General features: G+C 46.7%; 24 protein-coding genes. 12 read left to right on the plus strand and 12 right to left on the minus strand.

The genetic code is table 11. The features are described from left to right. Positions 1–33: 33 nt before the first annotated feature. Entirely contained in the window at positions 34–705 is a 672-nt protein-coding gene (locus FC652_RS01855) for a DUF2982 domain-containing protein (protein WP_176297276.1), read from the minus strand. 235 nt (positions 706–940) lie between these two features. Here FC652_RS01855 and FC652_RS01860 point away from each other — a divergent pair, with 235 nt between their 5' ends. The 6 genes from FC652_RS01860 to FC652_RS01885 all read left to right on the plus strand — a co-directional run bounded on the left by FC652_RS01860 (position 941) and on the right by FC652_RS01885 (position 6,878). Beyond that, the gene (locus FC652_RS01860) at positions 941–1,339 is read left to right on the plus strand and encodes a MarR family transcriptional regulator (RefSeq protein WP_176297277.1); all 399 of its coding nucleotides are present in this window, start codon (positions 941–943) and stop codon (positions 1,337–1,339) included. 391 nt (positions 1,340–1,730) lie between these two features. Continuing rightward, positions 1,731–2,819, plus strand: coding sequence for a TRAP transporter substrate-binding protein (locus tag FC652_RS01865; RefSeq protein WP_176297278.1), 1,089 nt, complete (start codon positions 1,731–1,733; stop codon positions 2,817–2,819). A 124-nt stretch (positions 2,820–2,943) separates the two neighbouring features. Beyond that, positions 2,944–3,483, plus strand: coding sequence for a TRAP transporter small permease subunit (locus tag FC652_RS01870; RefSeq protein WP_176297279.1), 540 nt, complete (start codon positions 2,944–2,946; stop codon positions 3,481–3,483). A gap of 10 nt (positions 3,484–3,493) precedes the next feature. Next, positions 3,494–4,780, plus strand: a complete 1,287-nt coding sequence (locus FC652_RS01875; protein ID WP_176297280.1) for a TRAP transporter large permease subunit — start codon at positions 3,494–3,496, stop codon at positions 4,778–4,780. Positions 4,781–4,891: 111 nt separating this feature from the next. Next, complete coding sequence (locus FC652_RS01880; protein ID WP_176297281.1) at positions 4,892–6,247, plus strand: cache domain-containing protein; 1,356 nt, start codon at positions 4,892–4,894, stop codon at positions 6,245–6,247. Next, positions 6,240–6,878 carry a response regulator transcription factor gene (locus tag FC652_RS01885; RefSeq protein WP_176297282.1) on the plus strand — a complete coding sequence of 213 codons (639 nt, stop codon included), beginning with the start codon at positions 6,240–6,242 and terminating at the stop codon, positions 6,876–6,878. Before FC652_RS01880 ends, FC652_RS01885 begins: the two co-directional genes overlap by 8 nt. A gap of 13 nt (positions 6,879–6,891) precedes the next feature. On the opposite strand, the gene FC652_RS01890 is transcribed toward FC652_RS01885, so the two are convergent. Then, positions 6,892–7,377 carry a MarR family transcriptional regulator gene (locus FC652_RS01890; protein ID WP_176297283.1) on the minus strand — a complete coding sequence of 162 codons (486 nt, stop codon included), beginning with the start codon at positions 7,375–7,377 and terminating at the stop codon, positions 6,892–6,894. Positions 7,378–7,785: 408 nt separating this feature from the next. On the opposite strand from FC652_RS01890, the gene FC652_RS01895 reads away from it, so the two are divergent. Both FC652_RS01895 and FC652_RS01900 read left to right on the plus strand, forming a co-directional pair. Further along, positions 7,786–9,357, plus strand: coding sequence for a BCCT family transporter (locus FC652_RS01895; protein WP_176297284.1), 1,572 nt, complete (start codon positions 7,786–7,788; stop codon positions 9,355–9,357). Positions 9,358–9,557: 200 nt separating this feature from the next. Next, a complete protein-coding gene (locus FC652_RS01900) occupies positions 9,558–11,441 on the plus strand; it encodes a methyl-accepting chemotaxis protein (protein WP_176297285.1) in 1,884 nt (627 codons plus the stop codon). 113 nt (positions 11,442–11,554) lie between these two features. Here FC652_RS01900 and FC652_RS01905 read toward each other — a convergent pair whose 3' ends face one another. Both FC652_RS01905 and FC652_RS01910 read right to left on the minus strand, forming a co-directional pair. After that, entirely contained in the window at positions 11,555–12,271 is a 717-nt protein-coding gene (locus FC652_RS01905; protein ID WP_176297286.1) for a 3'-5' exonuclease, read from the minus strand. A 3-nt stretch (positions 12,272–12,274) separates the two neighbouring features. Next, a complete protein-coding gene (locus FC652_RS01910) occupies positions 12,275–14,152 on the minus strand; it encodes a DUF294 nucleotidyltransferase-like domain-containing protein (protein ID WP_176297287.1) in 1,878 nt (625 codons plus the stop codon). A gap of 185 nt (positions 14,153–14,337) precedes the next feature. Here FC652_RS01910 and FC652_RS01915 point away from each other — a divergent pair, with 185 nt between their 5' ends. Continuing rightward, the gene (locus tag FC652_RS01915; RefSeq protein WP_176297288.1) at positions 14,338–14,970 is read left to right on the plus strand and encodes an outer membrane beta-barrel protein; all 633 of its coding nucleotides are present in this window, start codon (positions 14,338–14,340) and stop codon (positions 14,968–14,970) included. 60 nt (positions 14,971–15,030) lie between these two features. On the opposite strand, the gene FC652_RS01920 is transcribed toward FC652_RS01915, so the two are convergent. The 4 genes from FC652_RS01920 to mprA form a co-directional block, all read right to left on the minus strand. Next, positions 15,031–16,221 carry an amino acid aminotransferase gene (locus tag FC652_RS01920; protein WP_176297289.1) on the minus strand — a complete coding sequence of 397 codons (1,191 nt, stop codon included), beginning with the start codon at positions 16,219–16,221 and terminating at the stop codon, positions 15,031–15,033. Positions 16,222–16,529: 308 nt separating this feature from the next. Continuing rightward, positions 16,530–17,984: an HD-GYP domain-containing protein gene (locus tag FC652_RS01925; protein ID WP_237286925.1), complete on the minus strand. Its 1,455-nt coding sequence runs from the start codon at positions 17,982–17,984 to the stop codon at positions 16,530–16,532. Between the two features lie 299 nt (positions 17,985–18,283). Continuing rightward, complete coding sequence (locus FC652_RS01930; RefSeq protein WP_026050646.1) at positions 18,284–18,583, minus strand: hypothetical protein; 300 nt, start codon at positions 18,581–18,583, stop codon at positions 18,284–18,286. A gap of 235 nt (positions 18,584–18,818) precedes the next feature. After that, complete coding sequence (gene mprA, locus FC652_RS20805; protein ID WP_108653969.1) at positions 18,819–18,932, minus strand: MprA protease, GlyGly-CTERM protein-sorting domain-containing form; 114 nt, start codon at positions 18,930–18,932, stop codon at positions 18,819–18,821. 219 nt (positions 18,933–19,151) lie between these two features. Here mprA and FC652_RS01940 point away from each other — a divergent pair, with 219 nt between their 5' ends. Then, the gene (locus tag FC652_RS01940) at positions 19,152–20,558 is read left to right on the plus strand and encodes a PLP-dependent aminotransferase family protein (RefSeq protein WP_045618879.1); all 1,407 of its coding nucleotides are present in this window, start codon (positions 19,152–19,154) and stop codon (positions 20,556–20,558) included. A gap of 82 nt (positions 20,559–20,640) precedes the next feature. Then, entirely contained in the window at positions 20,641–20,874 is a 234-nt protein-coding gene (locus tag FC652_RS01945; RefSeq protein ID WP_011080124.1) for a hypothetical protein, read from the plus strand. A gap of 67 nt (positions 20,875–20,941) precedes the next feature. On the opposite strand, the gene asnS is transcribed toward FC652_RS01945, so the two are convergent. Then, positions 20,942–22,342, minus strand: a complete 1,401-nt coding sequence (gene asnS / locus FC652_RS01950; protein WP_039554080.1) for an asparagine--tRNA ligase — start codon at positions 22,340–22,342, stop codon at positions 20,942–20,944. Between the two features lie 175 nt (positions 22,343–22,517). Next, positions 22,518–24,143: a methyl-accepting chemotaxis protein gene (locus FC652_RS01955; protein WP_045618878.1), complete on the minus strand. Its 1,626-nt coding sequence runs from the start codon at positions 24,141–24,143 to the stop codon at positions 22,518–22,520. 299 nt (positions 24,144–24,442) lie between these two features. On the opposite strand from FC652_RS01955, the gene queD reads away from it, so the two are divergent. Next, entirely contained in the window at positions 24,443–24,805 is a 363-nt protein-coding gene (gene queD, locus FC652_RS01960) for a 6-carboxytetrahydropterin synthase QueD (RefSeq protein ID WP_026050647.1), read from the plus strand. Between the two features lie 72 nt (positions 24,806–24,877). Here queD and FC652_RS01965 read toward each other — a convergent pair whose 3' ends face one another. Both FC652_RS01965 and FC652_RS01970 read right to left on the minus strand, forming a co-directional pair. Then, the gene (locus FC652_RS01965) at positions 24,878–25,345 is read right to left on the minus strand and encodes a GNAT family N-acetyltransferase (protein WP_045618877.1); all 468 of its coding nucleotides are present in this window, start codon (positions 25,343–25,345) and stop codon (positions 24,878–24,880) included. Positions 25,346–25,580: 235 nt separating this feature from the next. Next, on the minus strand, positions 25,581–26,942 hold the full coding sequence (locus FC652_RS01970; RefSeq protein WP_103185759.1) for an L-serine ammonia-lyase: 1,362 nt from the start codon (positions 26,940–26,942) through the stop codon (positions 25,581–25,583).

Genomic DNA, 26,942 nt, shown 5'->3' on the forward strand with positions numbered 1-26,942 from the left:
GTAACAGAGCTTAATGAGCGTGAAATAAACGCGCTATGGTTGGTCTGGCTCTGCCGCGGCAAGATAGCGTCGTGTCAGGCCAACAAACTCTTCCGCAGGGCGATCTAAGTCCTGAGCCGATATAAAAATATCGTAATCAAAAAAAACTCGCTGATAGCGCATTCGGTTGGCCAGCATGGCTTGTAATCCGGTATGCTCGCGGCCTTCCTCATCAATAAATGGTGTTGCATCTAATACCATTTCTTCGAAGCGGCTTTCACATTGATGTTGTCTTGCACCTAAATACAAAAGTGCACGTTGGCTCAAAAGAACCTCTGTCGCGACGCGTGGGCACACCGCATTGAGGTAAGGAGAATAGCGCTGAAGCTTAATCCCGATCCATGGCAGTGGTTGATGCCAACCTTCGCTCTCGTAAGTACAAATGCCGATGCGCTCAACGTTGCGCCATTTCACTACCCAACCTCCCCGAAATAGATGTTGCTGGAAATGGGTTGAGGTCAGGGTGTAGGCAACGGTACTTCGTTTAATTAAGTAAAGGGCAAAAAGCGCTATGGTGATAATCAAACCGAGTGAAAGTAGGGCTTGTTGCCAGCCGGGAGACAAGATGAGCAGTAGCACGGCAACGAAGACAAAAATCACCCATAACCCTTTTACAAAGGCTGAGTTAGTGGTCAGATAGCTATTGCTGAGTTGCAGTGTTTGCATTGTGATTGATTTACCTACTTTTTGTGTTGTGTCCAGCCTGCTGGCGAAAAGTTGTACGTTGGCATAGCCAATTAAGTTCATTATCTTATTGATTAAAGAATAGTCTCTCTCCGTTCATAACGCATTTTTCGCCACTGTTCACTGCTTAAGCCTACAAATCGAGCTGAAATTTTGGTATAAAACGCGCTTCAAATTTTCATCCCTGCTGATAAGCAGTGAACTGGAGACACATTCAATGAGACTTGCTCATAAGCGTAAAGTGCAGATGAAACTGCAAAAACGCATTAAAGCAGCTGTAGCGAATTTGGCTACTGCATCAAAAACAGTTAAGCCAGCTGCAGAAAAAACCGTCATCTCTAAGTCAGTGGCTGAGAAAAAAGTCGTTGCAACTCAAGTAGCAGTACCTTCAGCAGTGAAAGCAGACATTGCACTGACGCCGAAGCAACAGCAGGTGCTGGATATCGTTGCGGCTAACGCAGAAGGTATCAATCCAAAAAGCATTGGTTTAGCTGCGGGTCAAGAAGACGCGAAAGCCGCATCTTGGGCGACGGGAGCATTGAAAAAGTTACTTGACGATAATCTCGTGAAGAAAGAGCAACTCGCGGGTAACAAAGTTCTCTACAAGCTCATTTAATTTTATTCGCGAGTAAATTGATTCAAACCCTCAGCATCGCTGAGGGTTTTTTATATCGGGTGATATGTCCTTTCACTCGTTATCCATTTTGTATCGACCTGGTCACATTTTGGACAAAGTTTGTTAAATATTACTGTTAATAATACTTAGTTGTAACTGCGTACTGCTAGCTTTCTTTCGTAGATATTAATTTCGTGTATTTCAAATGAATAGTTTGCATGTGGCGATCTGGCTACGTATTTATACTTATTTAAAGTAAGTGGCTGACCTTCTTTTCTATCGAGCGATTGCGTGTTCCTGCCGATTAACAAGTTTCGTTTTTTGTTACATGTTTAACATGAATTTCAAGTGTCAATAGAAGTGACATGAATTAAAACAAAGGACGTGAAACATGAGTCTTATCCAAAGAACGATAAAACGAGTGCTAAAAACCACTGCAGTTGCCGCTGCTCTTGCTTTCGTGGCGACATCGGCACACGCAGCTGAAAAGGTATACCGATTGAAACTGGCAGAAACTTGGGGGCCAAACTTCCCAATTTTCGGCGATGCAACAAAAAACATGGCCAAAATGGCAGAAGAGATGTCAAACGGCCGTTTGCAAATCCGGATTGATTCCGCCAACAAACACAAAGCGCCACTTGGTGTATTTGATATGGTGAAATCTGGTCAGTACGACTTGGGGCATTCTGCATCCTACTACTGGAAAGGCAAGGTCCCAAACACACTTTACTTCACGTCAATGCCTTTTGGCATGTTACCTGCCGAGCAGTATGCCTGGTTCTATCAAGGTGGCGGTATGGAGCTCATGGAAAAAGTGTATGCACCTCATAACCTGCTGTCGTTCCCAGGTGGTAACACCGATACTCAGATGGGCGGCTGGTTCCAAAAAGAAATCAACTCGGTCGATGACTTACAAGGCCTGAAAATGCGCATTCCAGGTTTTGCCGGTGAAATCCTAGCCGAACTTGGTGCAAAACCAACCAACATTGCCCCTGGTGAGCTTTATACCTCGCTTGAGCGCCGTACCATCGATGCGTTGGAATGGGTTGGCCCGTCACTTGACCTGCGTATGGGCTTCCACAAAATTGCCCCATACTACTACACCGGTTGGCATGAGCCAGGCACAGAACTCCAATTCTTGGTGAACAAACGCACTTGGGATGGTCTGCCTGATGATTTGAAAGCGATTCTGAAAGTCGCAATGAAGACTGCAGCTTATGACATGTATGTTCAATCTGTGCATGAGAGTGGTAAAAACTGGGCATCGATTAAATCTGAATACCCGAATGTTCAGGTGAAAGATTTCCCTGCATCGGTAATGACGGCGCTACGCAGTGCTAACGACAAACTGCTGAAAGAACACGCAGCGCAAGATGCACTAGCAAAAGAAATTCAAGAATCCCAAGCGGCTTACATCAAGCAAGTTCGTCCTTGGACAGACATTTCTGCACGTGCTTATCTAAATAGCCAAGCACAGTAAGAAATTCGTCAGTTCCCCCTGACGAGAAGCCCAAGATAGCTCTAGCTGAAAGGTGACGAGCATACTAAAAAGCTCCGCTGGTACTGCCAAGCGGAGCATCTTTCAAAGTTCCATGGAGTAGGGAATGAGAAACCTAATTTATATTGAGCGTCTCTTTAACCGCTTTGGCGATCTTCTAGGATGGGTTTCCAGCGTGCTGTTTATTTTGCTGCTGGCCAACGTTGTCTACGATGTCGTTATGCGTTATGTGTTCAATGACGTATCCATCGCCTTCCAAGAAATGGAGTGGCACCTGTTTTCGGCGGTCTTTCTGCTCGGTATTCCTTTTGCGTTAAAAGCGGGTGGTCATGTGCGTGTCGACCTCTTTTACGAACGTCTTTCCCACCGTGCTCAAGCGATAATCGATTTGCTCGGAACCGTATTCTTTTTATTTCCTTTCTGCCTGTTAGTGGCGTGGTTTGGTATTGATTTCGCGAAAGAGAGCTATGCGCTTGGCGAAACGTCGGGCGATCCCGGTGGCTTGCCCTATCGCTGGGTAATTAAAGCGATTATTCCACTTTCGTTTGTTTTTATGGCAGTGAGCGGTGTGGGTTTGCTGTTGCATTCACTTAATAAAATCGTTAACCCGCATCTTATGCATCACTCTTCATCAGATAAGTCGTAAGGAAATCAAGATGATCGGTATAGTAATGTTTTTTGTAGCGCTCTTTGCGTTACTGCTTGGTTTCCCTGTGGCATTTACCTTTGGTGGTATTGCGCTGTTATTTGGTGTGTGGGCAGAAGGGGTAGAAATGTTTGCCTTCATGCCGTATCGCATTCAATCCATCATGGAAAACACCGTATTGATGGCGGTGCCTCTGTTTGTGTTTATGGGCTTGGTGCTGCAGAAAACCCGTCTTGCAGAACAGCTGCTTGAATCTATGGGCAAGCTGTTTGGCAGTGTGCGTGGCGGTTTGGCGATTTCAACCGTGTTGGTGGGCGCTCTTTTGGCGGCTTCAACCGGCGTTGTGGGTGCTTCTGTCGTAGCGATGGGATTGATCTCATTGCCAGTCATGTTGAAGTACAACTACGACAAAGGGCTAGCGTGCGGCACTATTTGTGCGTCAGGTACCTTAGGGCAAATTATTCCGCCTTCGATTGTCTTGATCCTATTGGGTGATGTGCTCGGCGTGCCAGTGGGCGATCTGTTCCAAGCGGCCGTGTGGCCGGGAATTGTGCTTGTGGGTGTGTATGTTATCTATATTTTGATTTATGCAAAACTGAATCCAGAAGCTGCTCAGCCGATGGAGCGCGATGATACCATCAGCCGCAAGCAAGAAGTTGTCAAAGCGTTGAAAGCGGTGATCCCGCCATTGGCTTTGATTGTGGTGGTGCTTGGTTCCATCTTTGCCGGTGTTGCGACACCAACTGAGTCTGCTGCGTTAGGTGGTGCGGGTGCGATTGTGCTGGCTGTTTTGTATAAGCAGTTCAGTTGGGGAATGGTGTACGACTCAGCAAAAGAAACCGTGAAAGTCACCGCAATGGTGTTCGCTATTTTGCTAGGCGCGACAGCATTCTCAATGGCCTTCACTTACACTGGGGGGGATGAGCTGGTTGAAGAATGGATGTTATCAATCCCGGGTGAAAAATGGGGATTCTTGATTATTACAATGTTGGTGATACTGATCCTCGGTTTCTTTATCGATTTTGTCGAAATCTGTTTCATCATTGTGCCAATTCTTGCGCCTGTCGCTGAGATTTTGGGTATCAATATGACTTGGTTTGCCATTCTAATCGCGATGAACTTGCAGACATCATTCTTGACGCCTCCCTTTGGTTTCAGTCTCTTCTACCTCAAAGGCGTGGCTCCTGCAGGAGTAACGACGCGAGATATCTATCGTGGCGTCATGCCATTTATCGGCCTGCAGATACTGGTTTTGATTTCATTGCTGGTTTTCCCATCGTTTTATGGGATGGGTTAAAGCGAGTCAATTAACGGATTTGTGACCTAAAGGTTTCTTTATTAGTGCCGTAGTTGATAGAGTGAAACTGCTTCCAGGAAAGGAAGCAGTTTCTTTATCAGGGACTTGAATATGCCGCTGAAAGTTAAATTAATTTTGCTAACGCTTCTGCCGCTGCTGTTGGTTTCTGCTAGCATTAGTTGGATTTCTATTTATCAAGCGAGAACGCTAGGGCACAAAGAAGTGGCCATTTTTCAACAGAGCTTGATCAAATCACGAGAAAGCGCATTGAAAGACAGCGTTGATCAGGCGCTCGATGCGATTTCTTATCTCTATAACAATCCCGACCTTCCTGAGCACGAAGCGCAGAACCGTGTCAAAGCGCTGCTAACACAAATCCGCTATGGCGCAGATGGCTATTTTTTTGCTTATGATAAAAGTGGTACTAATCTCGTTCACCCAATCTTACCTGAGTTGGTGGGTCAAAACTTACTTCAACTACAAGATCAAAACGGCGACCATCTTATTGAAGCATTGCTCTATCAAGCGCAAAGTGGCGGGGGATTTCACCAGTATCTTTGGCAAAAACCATCAACAGGGGAAACGGTACCCAAACTGAGTTATGCAGCGTGGTTAGATAAATGGGATTGGATGATTGGCACTGGCCTCTACATCGAAGACATCAGTCAAGAAGTGGCCAATATGCAAGAAGCGATAAACAAGAACATTGAGACAACGTTCTTTTCGGTGGTGGTGATTCTGTCGGTCACCGTCTCTGTTATTGTCGTGCTGACTTTGGCGATTAACTTACACGAGCATCGACTCGCTGACAAAAATCTTAAGGAACTTGCCCACAAAACCGTGATGTTTCAAGAGGACGAGAAGAAGCATCTTGCGAGGGAGCTTCATGATGGTATCAATCAGCTTTTAGTCTCAAGCAAGTGTCATTTAGAGCTCCTTGCACACAAAGTTCAAGATCCAACACTGCGTGTTCATCTTGATAAATCGCAGAACTCTTTGACGACTGCGATCAATGAAGTACGACACATCTCGCATCAACTGCGCCCGAGTGCTCTCGACGACATCGGCTTGGAAGCTGCGTTATCGCGATTAATGCAAGATTTTCGAGCTCACTCAGGCATAGAAATTGACATTCTATTTGATACCCAAGATCAGCGTTTGAAGTCGGAAGTGGCGACGACTTTGTATCGCGTGGTACAAGAATCATTAAACAATATTGAAAAGCATTCTGGCGCTAAAAAAGTAACGGTGAGTTTGCAGCAACTGGGCAATGTTTTACAGTTGTTGATTCGAGATGATGGCTATGGATTTAATGTCAATGACGCTTTGCGAAAAAGAGGCATTGGCCTACGTAATATGCGCGAGCGGGTGGAATTTATTGGTGGTGACTTTGAGCTAATGAGCGAGCCCGGCTTTGGCACAGAAATTACCGTGTTGTTGAATTTAAATGGATTGATTTATGGATAAGCCAATTCGAGTGGTGATAGTGGATGATCATCAAGTGGTTTTAGATGGCTTTATGGCTCGTCTAGAAATGGAGCGTGAAATCAATGTAGTGGGTACAGCCAGCAATGGATTAGAAGCCTTGGATGTGGTGAAAAAACAGAAACCCGATGTTGTACTTATGGACATCAGTATGCCCATTATGAACGGAATTGAAGCAACTCGAATCATTAAAGCCGATTGGCCAGAGGCAAAAATCTTGATGCTGACGATGCATGACAACCGCGAGTACATTGTGAAAGTGATGCAAGAAGGGGCGGTTGGCTACATGTTGAAAGAGATTTCAGCAGAAAAAATGGTGCAAGCGATCAAGACCGTCAACCAAGGCTCGACCTACTTCTGTGAATCAGCCACGCAAACGTTGTTTACTCAAGCGATCATTCCCGCGTCTCAGCGGCCAAGTCCCTTGAGCCGTCGAGAAGAAGCGGTGCTTAAGCTCGTGGCTCAGGGCCATAGCAGCAAAAAAATTGCGACTTTGCTGAATATTAGTTATCGGACGGTCGAGACTCATCGGCATAACATCAAACATAAATTGGATGTCAGCTCGACAGCAGAGCTAGCCAAATATGCGTTAGAACAAGGCTTAATCGATTAACGCGATAGCGTGACTAAGAATCTTGTTCCGTTTTGGCGATGTTGCCAATTTCAAGGATAGGGGCAACCTCAATTTGTTCGGCACTCATCATGCTAGAAATGCGTTGCACGGAAGAAAGCAGCAAGGTCTGTTCCCACTCCTGCAGCTTTTGAAACTCTGAAATAAAGTTTTCTTGCAGTGGCATGGGAGCTTGCTGGAGCAACGCCGTACCTGACTCAGTTAAGGTCGCATGCACTTTTCGTTTATCTTCTAGGCTACGTACACGTTGTACATGGCCATTTCTCTCTAATCGGTCGAGTATGGTCGTTGCTGTTGCTTGGCTCATATTCGTATGGTTTGACAACTGACGAATTGTAACTTCCCCCAACTCATTGATGGCCCTCATTAAGATCAGTTGTGGCGCCGTTAGCCCTGACACTTTGTTGAGTTTTTTTGAATGGAGATCGATCGCTCGAATAATTTGTCGAATTGCGATCAGGACTTCTTCATGTTTTTCCACTTGCCGCCTACCAGATATTTTACTGACGTGATCTTGGACGATTTAAGCGCAGTTATCGCTTAATTTTATACTTGGCCGCTCTCATTAACTTAACAGTAGAGATTGTCTAACATTCTAATGTTGAGAGAGGAACCAAAAGTTGCCAGATTCTATCGCATAATTGAGTAAATTTCACTTCGTTGTGTAATATTTAGATGTCGAATTAATTTCCTGTATTTGCTTTCTGATTTAATGCTGTATATAGCCATTAAATCTGCTAATCATGCCGAGAATTTGCTTTCTGTACTGATTTTCTGTTAGGGTATTACTCGTTTTAAAAATATAAATGTGTTGTTCTCTAACTAATTTTTGGCTGTATTTTCAAAATTAGTTAGTGTCTTTTGAAAAGTTATCGTTAAGTGAGTGAGAATGACAAAAGGTATAGATAAGTACAGTATTGACAGTACGGACTACACCGTTGGACAAGATAATGTTCAGCGTTGGGGGTTCGATGTTCACAACCCAGTTTTCGGCATCAGTGCTGGATTAGTAGGTCTTTTTTTAGTTGCTGCATTAGTGTTGGATGCGCACACGATGAAAACCGCTTTAGACGGTATTAAATGGCAAATCATCGGCGCGTTTGACTGGTTGTTTATTTGGTCAGGTAACCTCTTTGTTGTGTTTTGTTTGGCGCTGATTGTTTCGCCACTTGGTAAAATTCGCTTAGGTGGCCGAGATGCGGTTGCGGATTACTCCTTTCTATCTTGGATCGCGATGCTATTTGCTGCAGGCATGGGTATTGGTCTGATGTTCTGGAGTGTAGCGGAACCTGTGGCCTACTTTACGGGTTGGTATGAAACACCACTCAATGTAGCACCGAACACACCAGAAGCGGCCAAATTAGCGCTAGGCGCGACCATGTTCCACTGGGGATTGCATCCTTGGGCGATTTACGGTGTTGTTGCACTCTCGTTGGCCTTTTTTACTTACAACAAAGGCCTGCCGCTTTCGATGCGCTCTATTTTTTACCCTTTGCTGGGTGATCGTGCATGGGGTTGGGCAGGGCACCTAGTTGATATTTTAGCTGTGGTCGCCACCTTATTTGGTCTTGCCACTTCCTTGGGATTGGGCGCACAGCAAGCCGCCAGCGGTATCCACCATGTGTTTGGTGTGGAAGCGGGTCTTGGCCTACAAATTGCGGTGATCACCGTGGTGACTTTGCTGGCTGTGGTTTCGGTTGTCCGTGGTATTGATGGTGGTGTAAAAGTCATTAGTAACATCAATATGCTGGTGGCGTTTGCTCTGTTAGCGTTGGTTGGCTTGATTGGTTGGGCGGTCAGTGTTGGTTCCGTTTCTACCACCTTAAGTGCCTATATTGAAAACATCATTCCTTTGAGTAATCCAATTGGTCGAGAAGACGAAGCTTGGTTCCAAGGTTGGACTGTCTTCTACTGGGCATGGTGGATTTCATGGTCACCATTCGTAGGCATGTTTATCGCTCGTGTATCAAAAGGTCGCACCGTTCGTGAGTTTATGACCGCGGTGTTGCTTGTGCCGACCGCAGTAACATTACTTTGGATGTCGGTCTTCGGTGGTTTAGCGATTGACCAAGTGATCAACGGTATTGGTGAGTTAGGTACGCAAGGGCTAACCGATGTGCCACTGGCGATGTTCCAGATGTTTGATCAGCTTCCATATGGCACTTTACTGTCGGTTATTGCTGTGGTGTTGGTGTTGGTGTTCTTTATTACCTCGTCGGATTCAGGTTCATTGGTGATCGATTCCATTACCGCGGGCGGTAAAGTGGATGCACCTGTGCTGCAGCGTGTATTCTGGGCCTTTATGGAAGGCGCGATTGCCGTTGCTTTGCTCTGGGTCGGTGGCACCGAAGCGATACAAGCACTGCAAGCGGGGGCGATTTCTACCGCGCTACCGTTTACGGTGATCCTATTAGCAATGTGTGTTAGTTTGCTTATGGGGATGCGTACTGAAAAGCAGTAATGATTCATACTGAGTTCGTTTTAAAAGCCAGTCTTTGTTGACTGGCTTTTTATTTGTCGTACGGTATAAAAATGACACTGATAAATGCATGGATAACAAAGGCTTAACGTACTCTGTTTGCTGTAATAATTAGTGCATCAATAAGGGATTCTGTGTAATATCGCAGGCGAAAATTTGTTCCCCCAACAAGACCTTACGACATGAAATTAACCCTGAAACAAAAGCTCATAGGCGCAAGCCTATCGGCGGTAGTGATCATGGCTACCGTTTTGACTTGGCTGTCTGCTGGACAGCTGTTTGATCAAACCCGTAATGGCGTTTACGCTCGAGCAGAAAGCTTGGGTGTGGCGGCTTCACAAGGCATTTCTGACTGGATTGCGATTCGTAAAGACATTGCTCGCGCGTTTAACGATTACAGTGAAGAAAGCGATGTGGTGCCGTTTTTGCAGCAAGCGCGTAAAGCCGGCGGATTTGACGACATCTTTTTAGGTACGCCAGCTGGTGATATGTACCGCTCTCATCCAGAGCGTAATCGCCCTGATTATGATCCTCGTGTTCGCCCTTGGTACAAGGATGCCACAGTCGCAGGCAAACAAATCATTACTACTGCTTATCAAGATGCGATCACCAATGCGCTACTGGTGACCATCGCAGAACCGGTCAACCGCGGTGGTAAAATGGTGGGCGTTGTCGGTGCCGACGTTTTGATCGACCAGTTGATCAGTGACGTGATTAACCTAGACGCAGGCACCAATGCTTATGCTATGTTGATCGATACCCAAGATGGTACTTTCCTGGCTCATCCGGATAAGAAGCTTGCACTCAAACCTATCAATACTTTATTGAAACAATTTACATTGCAAGATATCGAGCGCTCTGCGTCTCAAGGCCATATTGAAGAGGCGACCATCAACGGCAAAGCTAAGCTTTTCTACTTCACTAAAGTACCTGAAACACCTTGGATGTTCGCGATTGAAATGGACAGAGCAACTGAAGAAGCAAGCCATAGCCAATTATTGCGTGAAATGATGATCACCGCAGTGTTGATCACCATCGTGGTGATTGTTGCGGTTTCTTGGTTGGTGGGCTTCTTGTTCCGTGACCTAGGCCGCGTATCTAAAGCACTCGAAGAGATCGCTTCAGGTGAAGGCGACCTAACGCAACGTCTTGAGCCTCGCAGCGATGACGAAGTGGGCAAGCTGGCGGAAAACTTCAACCGTTTTGTCGGCAACATGCACACAATGGTGAGCAAGTTGAGTGCCGTGTCAGCTTCGTTGTCTGAGCAGGCGAAAACCACAGCAATGCGTGCAGAAGAGCGCAGTCAGCGCATTTCTCATCAGCAAGATGAGATCAACATGGTCGCGACGGCAGTGAATGAAATGGCAGCCGCAACCCAAGAGATCGCGGGCAATGCCGACCACACGGCGCAAAATGCGGAAGAAGCGGTTTCTGCCTGTGTTCATGGCTCTGAGCAAGTGACACAGACACAAGGTTCGATCCAAAACTTGGCAAAAGAAGTGCAAGTGGCGACCAATGTTATCCAAGAGTTGGAAGCACACGGTAATGCCATCAACACCATTCTTTCTACCATTCAAGGGATTGCTGAGCAGACCAACTTACTTGCACTGAACGCAGCGATTGAAGCGGCGCGTGCGGGTGAGCAAGGTCGTGGTTTCGCCGTGGTGGCCGATGAAGTTCGCGTGCTAAGTCAACGTACCCATGCGTCGACCAAAGAAATCCAACACACGATTGAAATGCTGCAAGGTACAACCGTTCAAGCGGTGGGCATTATGGACGACAGCCGTCAGCTTGCGGGCACCAGCGTTGATGATGCGAACTCTGCAGCGGTAAGCTTGACGCAAATCCACACCGCCGTTGAGCGTATCAGTGATATGGCAACGCAAATCGCGTCAGCAGCAGAAGAGCAGGCCTCTGTTACCACCGAGATCACGCGTAATACCGAAGGGATCCGCGACGTCTCAAACGAGCTCGCGTACGAAGCGCAGCAAGCGGCTTCTCAAGCTGCGATGCTTTCTGAGCTCTCACACGAGCTGGAACAGGAAATCCGACGCTTCAAACTGTAAGCCCTGTTTTTTACACACCAAAAAGGAGCTGGTCATTCAGCTCCTTTTTTATGCTCGAAACTTGAGGATTGTTCTACGCTCTTGGCAATCGCTGTTCTTGGTTTTTGCCTTGGCTATCGCCACAGCTCCGAAACAGGCGTTTGCAAGGAAAAATGATGGGCGATCTGTGCCTGGAATAGCTCGGCGGTGGCAATGGCATCGGTGAGTGCATGGTGCGCGGAATAATCGGGTAGGCCATAGCGACGACGACTTTGGGCTAAACGGACTGAAGGAAGCGATTTCCCTTTGAGTCGATTCAGCCAGCCACCAAATTGCTGTTTTGCCCACTGGCTTTCAATTTCCATGGTGTCGATCAGGGGAAATTCAATGCCTTCATTGATTCGCTTACGTAACGCGCTATCAAAAAATGGTCGCTCAATATGTTGGTAGTGGACCACCACCACTTTACCCGCAAGGCAATCAAGCACTTCATCCAATACGTCGATTAAGTCAGGCGCGCGCTGAACTTTGCTGTGCGTAATACCATGAATGACGACGGACTCTTCATGCAACTGGTTTTCCGGTTTGACTGTCCAATAGCGTGCTTGTTGCAGCCGTATTCGGTGTAAATCAAAGGGTACCAGCCCAATGGAAAGAATATCGTGTTGATTGGGATTTAAGCCGGTGGTTTCAAAGTCTAAGGCCACCAGTGGTGTTGAGCGTATCACTGTCTCGCCCGAGACGGGCGGTGATTGATAAAATCGGCGCAAGCGCGCATCGGCAACTCGCTGCTGCTTTTGCAGGAATTTGTGCTGCCATTCAAGCTTGGTGGGTTTGAGTAAAGAGATCATAAGCTACTTAAAATGGCTGGAGGCTTGGTAACGAAACTTCAGGAAATTCTGCGCGTTACTCAAAATCTGAAACGCATCTTTTAACGTTCGGCGTTCAAAGTCGGACAGATTTTCAGGCTCAATGTTGTTGTCGGGTTCATTGTCATTTGCCACATCAATAGCTTGATGGCGGATCCGAACCATGGAGATAAACTCCAAGGCATCTTTAAGATTTTGTGCTCGGCCAGTTGGCAAGATCCCTGACTCGATAATGTCATCAAGACGTTCAAAGGAGTTTTTCGCCGTTGAACCAACGGCGAGCGCGTGCACACGAATCAAATCGGCCAAAGGTGCGGTACCTCGACGTTTTAAGTTGATCGAGTTGTTATGTCGACCGTCTTTTTCCATCACAAAATCTTTGAAAAATCCCAACGGCGGTGTGCGATTCAAGGCGTTTCTGGCTAAACAAGCCAGAAAGCGTGGATTGCCTTTGGCACGTTTGACGACAAATTCGGTCAGTTGGTCTGCCCATGCGACTTGGCCGGACACACCATCAAGATCAAAGAAAATCGACGCGTTGAGCAGCGCTTTAGGATTAGGGGCGTCAATCCAATCGGCAAAGCAATCTCGCCATTGCGCCTTGGTCATACGCCAGATCGGGTTGGTGGCCATAATATCGCCGGTGCAATATTGATAACCGCATTCATTGAGCGCATCGCAGACGATATGAGCCAGTTGTTCAAAGTATGGGCCGTGCACGCTTTCTTGATAGCTGTTATCCAAAATAATCGCGTTATCTTGATCGGTCACCAGCAGTTGCTCGTCCCGTCCCATCGAACCCAACGCCAAAAAACAGTACCGGATGGGAGGGGGGCCCAGTTCTTCTTCGGCGAGTTCGATAATGCGCTGCTTAAAACTGCGGCCAATTACCGACATCGCACTGCCGACCATGTGAGAGTTGGCATCCTCGTTGACCAAGCGAACAAAGCTGGCTTTGACCTCTTGAGCGAGTTGTGCCAACTCATCAAAGCTTTGCTGTTGAAATATCCGGCTGACGAGCAGCAAAGAGTTTTGCGATTCATAACGGACAATGTCAGTCGCTTCAATAACGCCCAGCAGTGTCGTACCTTGCACAATCGGTAAGTGGTGGACATTGTGGCGTAGCATGGTCAACATCGCTTCATAGACGTAGGCATTGTGATCCAATCGAATCACCTGTGGTGTCATGACTGATGCCACGGGCTCGTTGGGGGATTTACCTTGAGCCAAAACACGAGTGCACAAATCTCGGTCAGTCACAATGCCTGCGATAGGATCTTGGTTTTCTTCATCGGGTGTTTGCAACACCAAAAGCGAAGAGACTTGTTCATCGGCCATTCTTTGCGCAGCGGTTTGAATGGTGGCACGGGCGTGAATGGTTTGGGCGGTCCGAGTGAGCAGGGTGCGCACTTTGGAGGTAGTAAGATCATTGGCCTCATTTACCCCTTTCACTGCTTGGCGAAGCCGTGTGGTTTGTTCCACTTCCACAAAGTCAGCAAAGCAATCGTGCTGTTCATACAACTGCTGAAATATCGCTTCAGGAATGGTGTACACCAAGCAATCTTTGATTGCCGTTACGGGGAAGCGCACGCGGTTGTTGGTCAGCAGACCCATTTGTCCAAACAGCGCCCCTTCATCGAGTCGGTTATAGAGTTCACCATTTCTTCGATACACTTCCACTATACCGCTTCTGACTAGAAACAGTTCGTGGATCTCGTCACCCGCGTTAATGATGGGGGTTTGGCTGCGGTAGTAGCCAATCTCGATGTGATGGGCGACGTGCTCCAATGTTTCATGAGGCAGTTCGCTGAAGGGCGAGTGAAGGGAAAGAAAGTGAAGAATATCGCTTAGTTCTGCTTCCATAATCAAACCTTTTGGGTTTTGAGCCTATGGTGACCCGTTGTTCGCGTAAGCGCACCATGGTAACGCAATTGTGCTTTGAGCTAAATGCGAGAGACGAAATTTATCGGAAAATGAGCCACTTCGCGTATTTCACTCCAGTTTTCGTCTACCCTTATCTTAGGATAAACGCCACAGGAAGAGGTCTCATGCTAAGACGCAGTTGTTTTTTGTTGCCATTGCTCGTTTCAATGCCGTGTTTAGCTGAAAAGATGGAAGCCCCATCCCCAATTGATGCGGCCTATAAGAGTGTGGCATTGTGGGTTGGTTCTGGAACCACGAATCAAGATTGGCTCGAAGGTTCAAACGCCTCTTTTTTTGAAGTGGAAGGTCTGCATCGTTACTCTTCAAATGTGCTGGTAAGCATCAATTACTCGGCACAATTTTTTCATCCAGAGAGTTACACCATCAGGTTGGATCGGGCGCTGATCTCAGCAGGATATCGTTATGCTCTGCATGAACAGCTTGATATTTATGCTTTTTATGGCTTGGGCGGCTTTCGCGAAGAGGAGCGACAAAATAAGACCGATACCAAACTTAACTCGGAAAAGGGCATGTTAACGGGCGGCAAAGTGGGTTTTTATTATTTCGCGACGGATAAACTCAGTGTTCAGGTCGAAGGCGAGTTTACACGGACAGATTGGGTCGATGAAGATAATGCCAAGTTATCGGTTGCTTATCAGTGGGGCAAGCGATTCGGCTGTAGCGCCTTTTACAAGTATCGGGATGCAGGCAAAAACTACATCAATGAAGCGGGCATTTCCCTTAAGTGGGTCTATTAGCGTAAGCGTTCACAAACAAAAAAGGCCGTTTGAACGGCCTTTTTATCATCATCTTGCGAATTACAGTACCGCAGCGATGGCTTTGCAAAGCGGACCCATGTTGGATTTGGTCATGCCCGCAACGCTGATGCGACCCGAACCGACGATGTAGATCGCAAACTCTTCTTTTAGACGAGCTACCTGATCTTTGTTCAAACCAGAGAAAGAGAACATGCCGTTTTGACGCTCGATAAAGCTAAAGTCAGCAGCAACGCCTTCTTCTTTCAGTGTCGCAACAAAAAGCTCGCGCATCTCTTGGATGCGATCACGCATCTCAGCCACTTCCGCTTCCCATTCCGCGCGAAGCGCTTCATCGTTGAGAATGTATGTAACCACAGCACTACCGTGCGCTGGTGGGTTTGAGTAGATAGAGCGAATGATCGCTTTCACTTGTGAGAATGCCGTTTCGGCAACGCCTTGGCTTTCTGCCACTAATGTGAATGCACCGACACGCTCGTTGTACAGACCAAAGTTTTTCGAGAATGAGCTTGCTACAAGGATCTCTTTGTTGAATTTAGCGAAGGTACGTAGACCTTGTGCATCTTCTTCAACACCTTTCGCGAAACCTTGGTAGGCAAAGTCAAATAGCGGCAGTAGGCCTTTGTCGGCAACCAATTTAGCGAGCGCTTCCCACTCTTGTGCCGTTGGGTCGATGCCTGTTGGGTTATGGCAACATCCGTGCAGCAGTACCACATCACCAGCGGCAGCTTTTTCAAGGTCGGCCAGCATAGCGGCAAAGTCTTTGTCTTTGGTTTCTGGGTTATAGTAAGCGTACTCAACCGTTTCTAGGCCTGCTGCGCGGAACACACCATGGTGGTTAGCCCAAGTTGGGTTGCTGATCCAGATTTTTACATCGCCAAGTTGGCGTTTGATGAATTCGCCTGCAACGCGCAGTGCGCCAGTACCGCCAGGTGCTTGTGCTGTTTTTGCACGTTGCGCATTGATTAGCTCAGCATCTGCACCAAACAGCAGTTTTTGAACCGCTAATGCGTATTCTGCTGTTCCTTCGATGGTTAGGTAAGATTTGGTTTTTTCGGTTTCAACAAGCGCTGCTTCCGCTTTCTTTACCGTAGCAAGAACAGGCGTTTCACCTTGTTCTGTTTTGTAGATACCCACGCCAAGGTTAATTTTCTCTGCGCGAGGGTCTTTTTTGAATTCTTCAGTTAGGCCAAGAATCGGGTCCGCGGGAGCGGCAACTACTTTTTCAAACATAATCTTCATCCATGTTAAATCGAAGGGGGTAGGTCTGTTTATGTTTCAGGGCCCAGCGAGACCATGAAACATAATCAGGCATTCACACAACAGCATTAAGCCTAACCGATAAATGTCGCGTGCGTCCGATTCTCACTCGTCGCAACCGTCTATTTATACCTTTCACACATAGTAGACACAACAGTTTGTAAGTAGAAAAGTTAAAAAAAATTTGATTTGAAACAGAAGTGCTAATGAATTGCGAGTTTTGCTAATAAAACACCCCAAAACCGCGTAGGAAATTGGGGTGTTAACATGATGTTAGAGGTCTAATGAGTTGTGGAGTCTTGATATTGTGCTGCAATACGACAAAACTGTGCTTCTACCGCTAAAAAGGCGTCGACCACCTGAGGGTCAAAATGCTTTCCTTTGCCATCAAGAATGATCTCTTTGGCTTTATCATGACTAAATGCAGGTTTGTATACACGCTTAGAAATCAGCGCATCGTAGACGTCGGCGAGCGCCATTAATCGCCCAGATAATGGAATCGCTTCGCCAGCCAGTTGATTGGGATAACCAGAACCGTCCCATTTTTCATGGTGAGAGAGGGATATCTCTTTAGCCACTCGTAAAAAAGAACTAGAGCCCATGCGTTTTTCAGCAATCGAGAGGGCATCAGCGCCAATTTGCGGGTGACCTTTCATGATGTCGAATTCTTCGTCAGTTAATTTGCCAGGCTTGAGTAGCACACTGTCTGGGATACCGACTTTTCCTACATCGTGAAGGGGGGCGGATTTATAGAGTAAATCGATGTAAGTTGGCGTCAGCAGAGAAACGTGTTGTGGGTCTTGGGCTAAATGCTCTGCCAATGCCTTAACGTATTCCTGCGTGCGAATAATGTGGGCACCCGTTTCGTTGTCGCGCGATTCGGCGAGCGCAGCGAGACTGACGATGGCCACATCTCGAGTGGTTTTTACCTCATCTTGCGACGCTTGTAAGCTATCCAACATTTTGTTGGTGAGCGCCGCCATTGAACCCAATTCATCATGCTCGAAAACGGCAAGGCGGCATCCTATTGCACCATTGGTCACTTCTTGTAGGGAATGCTCTTGTCGCAACAAAATCTTTTTCATGAGTTTCGACCACAAGAGAAGAATGGCTAGGACATACCCACCAAGTACTACGCCTAAATAGATGAACTCTTTAATGATGCTGATCTTGCCACTGCCATCGAGTAATCTCTCTGGGTTGTGCTCCAGCCAAAAAATGTCTTTCACCGCCACCATGGTCAGCATGGTGGTCAACGCGATGATAAGTAGCGTCATCATCAAAATGAGCTGTTTGATAATCGATTGTCGCTCGCCACTCAGGGTATCTTGGCGGGTGGTATTTTCCTCAAGAAGCTCAAAGCGAAGTAATTTGGCTTTGAGTTGCAGGATCAGTCCAGTAAAAAAGCCAAACAACGTCATACCAAACAGCACTTTTAAGTTGCTATCAATGGTGAAGTCATATTGGCTGTTGTAGTAGTAGGCAAGAGGTAAGCTGCCGATAAAAAACAACACGGTATCGAGCTGCGCGTGTTTTTGCTCGCGGATCCATCGGTGTTGAGCAAAGAAAAAGTGTCGTACTGCAAAGACAGCAAGAAAAGTAATAGAAACGTGCACCAGCACTTCTAGCGGTGACAGCGTTGCCAGCATAGGACAAACGCGACCGCCATAAGTACCAAAAACGATGGCAGCAAGCGCATAGAGTTTGAAAGTTAATGGCGCGTTGTAATGAGACATTGTGTAAGCCCTTGTTATTATCATTCGCAGCAAATGCGACTTGGCCAATTCTCTGCTTGATTGAACCTTCAGCATTACGCTGATTGTTCTAAGAAAAGAACCTTCTTCTCACTTTAGTGTAGAAGAGTGCCTCGCATCAGCTTGGAATATTCAAGCAAGCAAAAGCATTCTTGTTGCAAATAAAAGACCGAGCATTCTATGTTCTCATTGCAATAAAGGATACATTTTTACAACGAAAAATAAAAAAAGCACCGACGATCATTCGGTGCTTTATTCATTAGGTGATGTATCGAAAGCGTTTATTTCTTCAGGTTGATTTCTGATTCGATTGCGTTGGTTTCGATGTCAGGATTGTTTGCTAGTTTTTTCGCTGCCCAATCGTTCATATGTTTAAGAATCGCTTTCATCGCGTGTTTCTCAGTTGGCTGAGAACCCTCTTCTACGTCTAGCTCTTGTTTTGGGTGTGAGCCAGTCGCGTCTTCCGCAATGTGCAACCAATCTGGATGCCAATAGTAAGGTTGGCCAGATGGGGCAGTCCAGCTATGGACGCCATTGGTTTCGCCTTTGTATTGAATGTCATCTGAGTTGTATTTTTTCATTTTTATCATCTCTTGTTTTGCGACAGCTGTGCGCATAATCACTATAAGCTGCGTAAATGTAACAGATGCGCGCAAAAATAACGTGAAGTGAATCTCGTTGCTATCGTGCGTCTTTTTGACAATCTGTTCTAGTTCTCATTTTGAACGATTGGCAAGCTCATTGCGATGGTAAGTAAGCTATTCACCGTTGAGATGTTTGACAATCGCTTCAGCGGCGTGTTGCTCTGTGGCGGTTTCACCAGCAGGCACGTCTAATTCGCGTTTGGGATACATTCCTGTCGCGTCTTCTGCAATATGGAGCCAGTCCGGATGCCAGTAGTAGGGGTTGTCGCCTTGAGGGTGATCCCAGCTATGAACACCTTGATGCACGCCGTTATATGAAAGATCGTCTAATGTAAAAACTTTCATTGTTCCTCCTAAGAGATGCATGATTTCACTGACAGTATGGGACAAAAATGGCCAATTTGTAGCAAGAAATGTGACAACTAACTTTGAACAATTGCTCATTGCGCAAATTCAGCTCAACAAACTGTGATATGGTTGCTCGGCTTCGTTTTATGAGGGATGTATGAATCGTTATCGCCAACTGGCACAGTCGTTTAGACAGCAGATCGAAAGTAAAACTTGGAGAGCGGGAGAAAAACTGCCTTCAGTGCGAATGGCTTGCAAGCATCATGGTGTCAGTGCGGGTACCGTGTTACAGGCGTATCAATTGCTTGAAGCGCAAGGGTGGGTTATTGCAAAGCCGCAATCGGGTTATTTTGTCACCTCTGATTTGCAACGACTCACGGCACCACGAGAACCGTCCGTGAGTGCGCCACCGTCATTTAGTGACGAGTTGTATGACTTTCTGAAAGATCAAAGTGAGAGTCAGGCGGTGAAACTGGGTTCGGCTTTCCCCGATGTTCATCTTTTCCCCTTAGAAGCCCTCAATCGCAATTTAGCGAGTGCGGGGCGTAAGATGTCTGCGAATGATCTGCTCAACAACTTACCGCCAGGCAATGAAGCATTGAGACGCTTGATTGCACAGCGATATATCCAGCAAGGGATGGATTTGACCCATCACGATATCGTTATGACCTCGGGCGCAATGGAAGCGCTAAATCTGAGTTTGCAAGTGGTCACAAAGCCAGGAGATACCATCGTCGTCGAATCTCCGTGTTTTTATGGCGCACTGCAAGCGGCTCAGCGGCTTGGGCTCAACGTCATTGAAGTTGATGTTGATGAGCGTGATGGCCTGAATCTTGAGCAGTTCGAGCACGTGCTTGCTAACAATGAAGTCAAAGCGTGTTGGTTGATGAGTAACTTCCAAAATCCAACAGGCGTGACATTGAGCGAGCAAAAGAAGCAAGCGGTGGTCGAGCTCGTTCATCGTTATCAGCTTTACTTAATTGAGGACGATGTTTACTCCGAGCTCTACTATTCACAAGACAAGCCCAGCTCATTTAAAACCTATGATCGGGAAGATCGCGTATTGCATTGTGGTTCACTGTCGAAAAGCTTGTGCCCCGGTTATCGGCTTGGTTGGGTCGTGACAAGGCGTTTTAACCATGCAATCCAAAAGTTGCAGCTGACTTCTACGTTATCGGGCAGTGCACCGATACAACAAGGCGTTGCGTATTACTTGCAAAACGATGGCTATGATAAACATCTGCGCAAGTTGCGTAGCACGCTAAAACAACGACAGCAATGGATGATGAACGAACTCAGGCGACAATTGCCTGATACGGTGCAATTTTCATCGCCGACGGGCGGCTATTTTTTATGGCTTAAACTGCCTGAACCTATTCAAGCGCGTCTGGTGTACACACAACTGAAGCAGCAGGGTGTGCTATCGGCTTATGGCGGTTTATTTAGCCAAACAAAGCGGTTTGACCATTATTTACGTATCAATTGCTCATTGCCGGAAAGTGATGACCTTGTGCAAGCAATCCGATGTTTGGCGGTGACGATTAATCGTCTCGCAACTGATTAGGGATTTTTCCACACAACTGTGCCTGTAGAGAGAAGCGACGGTGTGATTCAATAAAACTCCCTGACAAAAGGAGTGATGATGGATGGCAACTGAGCGGAGCAAACAACCGGCAAAACAAGAAATTAAACTGATGATTGTCGCTATTTTTAGTGCCTTTTTATTGGTGTTTGCACACCTGATACTAGCGAAATCTTTTTCACAGCTATTTTGGACTGAATACACTGCGGCAATCATTCCCTTTTTCATGCTTGGCTTGTGCTTACTAGGCGTGAGGTATGCCTTGAATGCGGATATCGAAAATGATGCACAAGAGTAATATTGCCTTAAAAAACAAAAGCCTCCGACTTGGGAGGCTTTTTCATTTCAACGACAATTCTAAAAGATTAGAAGTTTGCGTTACGTGGTGTACGTGGGAATGGGATCACGTCACGTACGTTGCCCATGCCTGTTACGTAAGAAACAAGACGCTCGAAGCCTAAACCGAAACCAGCGTGCGGTACGGTGCCGTAACGGCGCAGATCGCGATACCAGTTCATGTGTTCTGGATCGATGCCCATTTCAACCATACGAGCATCCAGCACGTCTAAACGCTCTTCACGTTGTGAACCACCGATGATTTCGCCGATGCCCGGTGCGAGAACGTCCATCGCCGCAACCGTTTTGCCATCTTCATTCATACGCATGTAGAACGCTTTGATGTCTTTCGGGTAGTTTTTCACGATAACCGGAGCTTTAAAGTGCTCTTCTGCCAAGAAACGCTCGTGCTCAGAAGACATGTCGATACCCCATTCAACTGGGAACTCGAACTCACGGCCAGAATCCAACAGGATTTGAATCGCGTCTGTGTAATCCACTTGTGCGAAATCAGAATTCACGAACTGTTCTAAGCGATTGATGACATCTTTGTCGATGCGGCTAGCAAAGAACTCGAGATCATCACGACGCTCTTCAAGTACGGCGGCGAATACGTATTTCAGCATGTCTTCAGCCAATTTCGCGATGTCATTCAGATCAGCAAACGCGACTTCTGGCTCAACCATCCAGAACTCAGCTAGGTGGCGGCTGGTGTTTGAGTTTTCAGCACGGAAAGTCGGACCGAATGTGTAGATTTTGCTTAATGCACACGCGTATGCTTCGCCGTTTAGCTGACCAGAAACGGTTAGGAATGTCTCTTTACCGAAGAAATCTTCGTTGAAATCAACGTCACCGCTCTCAGTACGAGGTAGGTTCGCAAGATCCAATGTTGACACACGGAACATTTCACCAGCGCCTTCACAGTCAGAGGCTGTGATTAGTGGAGCCGATAGCCAGTAGTAGCCTTGCTCGTGGTAGAAACGGTGGATCGCTTGAGACAACGAGTGACGAACACGTGCAACTGCACCGATCACGTTAGTACGTGGACGTAGGTGAGCCACTTCGCGTAGGTACTCGATAGAGTGACGTGTTTTCGCCATTGGGTAGGTATCTGCATCTTCAACCCAACCCACCACTTTCACGTCAGTCGCTGCAAGCTCAAACGCTTGGCCAGCGGCAGGCGAAGCCACAATCTTACCCGTTACTTCAACAGAGCAACCCGTTGTTAGCTTGAGTACTTCGTCGTTGTAATTATTAAGATTATTTGGGACCACGGCCTGAATCGGGTCGAAACAAGAGCCGTCGTAGATGGCAAGGAAAGAGATTCCAGCTTTGGAATCACGACGTGTACGGATCCAGCCGCGTACAGTGACTTCACTGTCCACTGCCAGCTTACCGCTTAATACGTCTTTTACAGGCGCGTAAGTCATGTTTTAAATAATCTCCATTGAGGTAAACATACAACCCAATGTTTGCCAAAAACGTAAGCGTTCAAAAATTAAGCGAAACATTGGGTTGGATAGAATTTTACAGATTCATCGGAACATATTACCTGTCAATTCGTCAGCTTCAACCTTTAATGTTCATTCCAGCCAAGAAATTCTTTCATTTCGACTGAAACGAACGGTTGTTGAGGGTGAATTGGTTGATTAATTGCTCTAGATGCTCTGAAAGCTGTTCTAACTCGACGGAGATATCACGCGTATGACTCGCGGAATGCGAGGTGTCATCGGCGTGTTGGGTGATGGTGCCAATCTTGGCTTGAATCGCAAGGCTGGATTGGCTGGTTGCTTGCGTTTGCGATTGAATGTGCTTGGTGTGCGAGAGGACTTGATGCATCTCCTCAACCACTTTGCGCATGGTGTCAGACAAGGCTTCTACTTCAAGAGAGCGCTGGTGGGCATGTTCGGAGACTTGCGCCGCCGCGCGCAGAGAGTCGGAACTGCCTTGTTGGAATTGAGCGATGATCGAGCCGATATCGCCTGTGGCGACGGCAGTGCGGGAGGCTAGGCTGCGTACTTCATCGGCAACCACGGCAAAGCCTCGGCCTTGTTCTCCGGCGCGAGCGGCTTCAATGGCAGCATTCAATGCCAGCAGGTTCGTTTGATCGGCAATGGCGTGAATCACACTTAAAATTGATGAGACTTCGTCGGTTTGCGCATTCAACTGTGAAATCCGGTCTCGCACTTTATCAATATCACCGACGAGATTTTTGATCTCTTCACTGGCATTGTGCGCTTGGTTGGAGCTGGTGGTTGCCACTTCCACGGTGTGATTCACCAACTCGGTTGCATTGACGGTGGCTTGTTCGACTTCGAGCTGCTGATGTTGCATCGCTTCGATGGCGTTTTGTACATCGCTGGTTTCTTGTTGTTGGTTGTTTGCCGCAGAGTCGGTGCGTTGGGCCACATGCGTTAGGCGGGTCGCTGAGTTAGCGAGCGAGTGAGAGGTTGATTGTACTTGATTAAGGCTCTCTGTGACCGTGTCCATAAAGGAGTTAATTGATGTGGCAAGCACACCCACCTCGTCATTTTGAGCGATAGTAACGCGTTGGGCGAGATCCTTGCTTTTACTCACTTTGGTCATAAAGTGCGAGGTGGCTTGAATAGGGCGTACGATGATCTTGCGGATCAGCGTCATGGTGATCAAAAAACCCACAAAAGCAATGGAAGACATAATCGCAATGGCAAACATCGCTTGCTTATTAATCATCGAGTTGACATGGCTTAAGTTGTATTCCAAACGAATTGCACCCAAGACTTCGCCTTCTGCAGCCATATGACAGGCCACACAGTTGGTGCCTCGGTAATTCTCGCTGGATTTCATTGGCAGAGCGACGACCAAACCTTTGCCCCAATCGGCTTCCACAGGCTCGATCACCAACTCACCATTTAACGCTCTCTGATCGATGTCATCTTGTGGGGCTTGATTCGCTTGACCTGGACCATACAACTTACTCACCAACTCACTGCGTAATACACGGACTTGCTCAATACCATCTTGGGCGAGGGCTTTTTGTCGCAATGTCTCTTTCTGTGCCATCGTGCCCGTGAGCATCATCATATTTAGACTGTCGAAATAGTTACTGGCTTTGTCGTGCAGTTGTTCACTTAAAACAGAGTTAATAAGCTGTTTCTGTTGATAATATTGATAGGCAGTCGATACCGTGAGGACAAAAGTAAAGACAGTGATAAGGGCGACAAGTAATTTGAACGTAATGGTTGAGCGCATAGTTTTTATAATTGAGTTTTGGAATAGACCTCAATATTTTAAGCTGATGGATAAAGTGTCGCGATCATGAGATTTCTGCAGTGTGACCATAGACAAAATATGGTTTTTGTAAATGTGATGTGAGCACGTTGTGAACGTATTATTGACGTAATGGTCATTATTCCGACATGCAACTTAGGTCTAACCCATAGGGCTAAACGTTTGGCTGCAGATTATTGTTCGATATTCACAGCCAACGCTTGTCACTCCTATAATTAATCCTTAGTATTGCCACTCTTTGAAAAAGCCTGAGTATCGTGATGAGAACCGAATTGTATAAAGAGTTCATGTTTGAAGCTGCCCATCATCTTCCACATGTTCCTGAAGGTCATAAATGTGGTCGCCTACATGGCCATTCATTCTTAGTTCGTTTATATGTTGAAGGTGAAGTGGATCCGCATACGGGCTGGGTAGTGGACTTTGCTGAAATCAAAGCGGCGTTTAAACCGATTTATAACCGCTTAGATCACTATTACTTAAATGATATTGAAGGCCTAGAAAACCCAACCAGCGAAGTACTGGCAAAATGGATTTGGCAACAACTTAAGCCAAATTTGCCGCTACTGAGCAAAGTGGAAATCAAGGAAACCTGCACCGCAGGCTGCATCTACAAAGGTGAGTAATCTCCCTTAGCAAATTGAAACAAAGGCAAGCATAAAGCTTGCCTTTGTTGTTTCTGAGCTGGGTTAAAACGTTTATCCCAGTGGGTGGCGTAAAATCCACTCTTTTTCTACTTCGCCATAGATGACTTTATCGGTATTGGTAAAGCCAGCAGAGAGGAAAAACTGATTGGCCGTTTTGTGGCTGTTTGGCACAGTCAGGCAGAGAGAATTGCTCTCTGGATTAATGGTGTACGCATACACAAACAGCTTTTTCAGTGCCTCAGTCCCTATACCTTGACGTTGGTATTGACGATCAATCATCAGGTAGTTCAACCCCAGCTCATGGCGTTTGGCAAATGGCGCGTGCTGAGAAAACCCTTTATCAATGACCAAATAACCAACCGTCGAACTGTCCGAATAAATCGTAAAAAACGCTTCGGACTTATGGCGTTTTTGATAAGCCTGCTCAAAAGGCTTAAAAAATCCTTTTTGTTCTTCATGCACATCCAATTGCATCAAGCTGGCGAAATCTCGTAGCTTAGTAGGTTTTATTGCAATCATGACAGTAAATATCGAAACGATAAGTGCGAGGCGGCATTATAAATTCCAATCAATGCTATCGTCTAGGTGTTTGATTATATTCGTAAATATATCGATAAGATGTGAGTTTTATTTCGCGTAAATTTTATTCACGACGACAAACAAAAGGTAACCGAAGGTTTGGATAAATGGGTAGAGAAAAGCACAAAAAAGCCTAAGCGATGCTTAGGCTTGAAACTCATTGCGCTGTGAGTAGTTAGCAAATCACTTTAATGGCCAGGCCACCTTGTGATGTTTCACGGTATTTCGCGTTCATGTCTTTGCCCGTTTCCAGCATCGTCTCAATCACTTTATCCAAAGAGACACGAGGTGCAGAAGAGCGACGAAGTGCCATACGCGTTGAGTTAATCGCTTTCACCGCCGCAATACCATTACGCTCGATACATGGAACCTGTACCTGACCTGCAACAGGGTCACACGTTAGGCCAAGGTTGTGCTCCATAGCGATTTCTGCTGCCATACACACTTGCTCTGGGCTACCGCCCATAAGCTCAGCAAGGCCAGCTGCTGCCATAGAACACGCTACGCCTACTTCGCCTTGGCAGCCGACTTCGGCGCCAGAGATAGAAGCGTTACGTTTGTACAGACCGCCAATCGCACCCGATGCAGCAAAGTAACGGATGTAATCTTTCTCTGTCACTGTTTGGATGAACTTGTCGTAGTAAGCCAGTACCGCAGGAATGATGCCACATGCGCCGTTAGTTGGTGCAGTCACAACACGACCACCTGCTGCGTTCTCTTCGTTTACCGCAAAAGCGAACATGTTTACCCAGTCAACCACGGCCATAGGATCGTTCGAGGTTTTTTCTGAGGTCAGCAGCAATTGGCGAAGTGCAGCGGCACGACGAGGAACACGCAGTGGACCAGGCAGAATGCCTTCTTCGTTCATACCACGTTCCATACACTCGCGCATGGTGCGCCAGATGTTAGCAAAGTAAGTACGCGTTTCTTCATCTGAGTGCAGAGCGTGTTCGTTTTTCATCACAAGTGCGCTGATAGACAAACCGTGCTCTTTACATTGATTAACCAACTCTTCCGCTGAGGTGTACTCGTAAGGAACTTTGATAGAGCTGCTGTTGTCTTTGCCAAAGTTCTCTTCATCCACGATGAAACCACCGCCGATCGAGTAATAGGTTTTTGAATACACTTTTTCGTCATCAATCCACGCGTGGATTTGCATGCCGTTCTCGTGCAACTCAAGGTTTGTTTTGTGGAAGTTCATCCCGCCTTCGCGAGGGAATGAAACAGTATGACAGTGCATGCCAACTGGCAAACGTTCTGTCTCTTCTACACGAGCAATGAAACCTGGAATTGACTCGATATCCACCTTCTCTGGTGTATTACCAGCAAGGCCCATGATGATGGCGATGTCGGTGTGGTGACCTTTCCCTGTCAGTGATAATGAACCATAAACATCGACGGTGATTTTAGTGATGTCACGCAATTTACCCATTGCGCGGAGATCATCAATAAACTCTTTACCCGCCTTCATTGGACCTACAGTGTGTGAACTTGAAGGGCCAACGCCGATCTTATAGATATCAAATACACTAATCAT

It is taken from the genome of Vibrio sp. 05-20-BW147 (assembly GCF_013369385.1).
GTDB lineage: Bacteria > Pseudomonadota > Gammaproteobacteria > Enterobacterales > Vibrionaceae > Vibrio > Vibrio floridensis.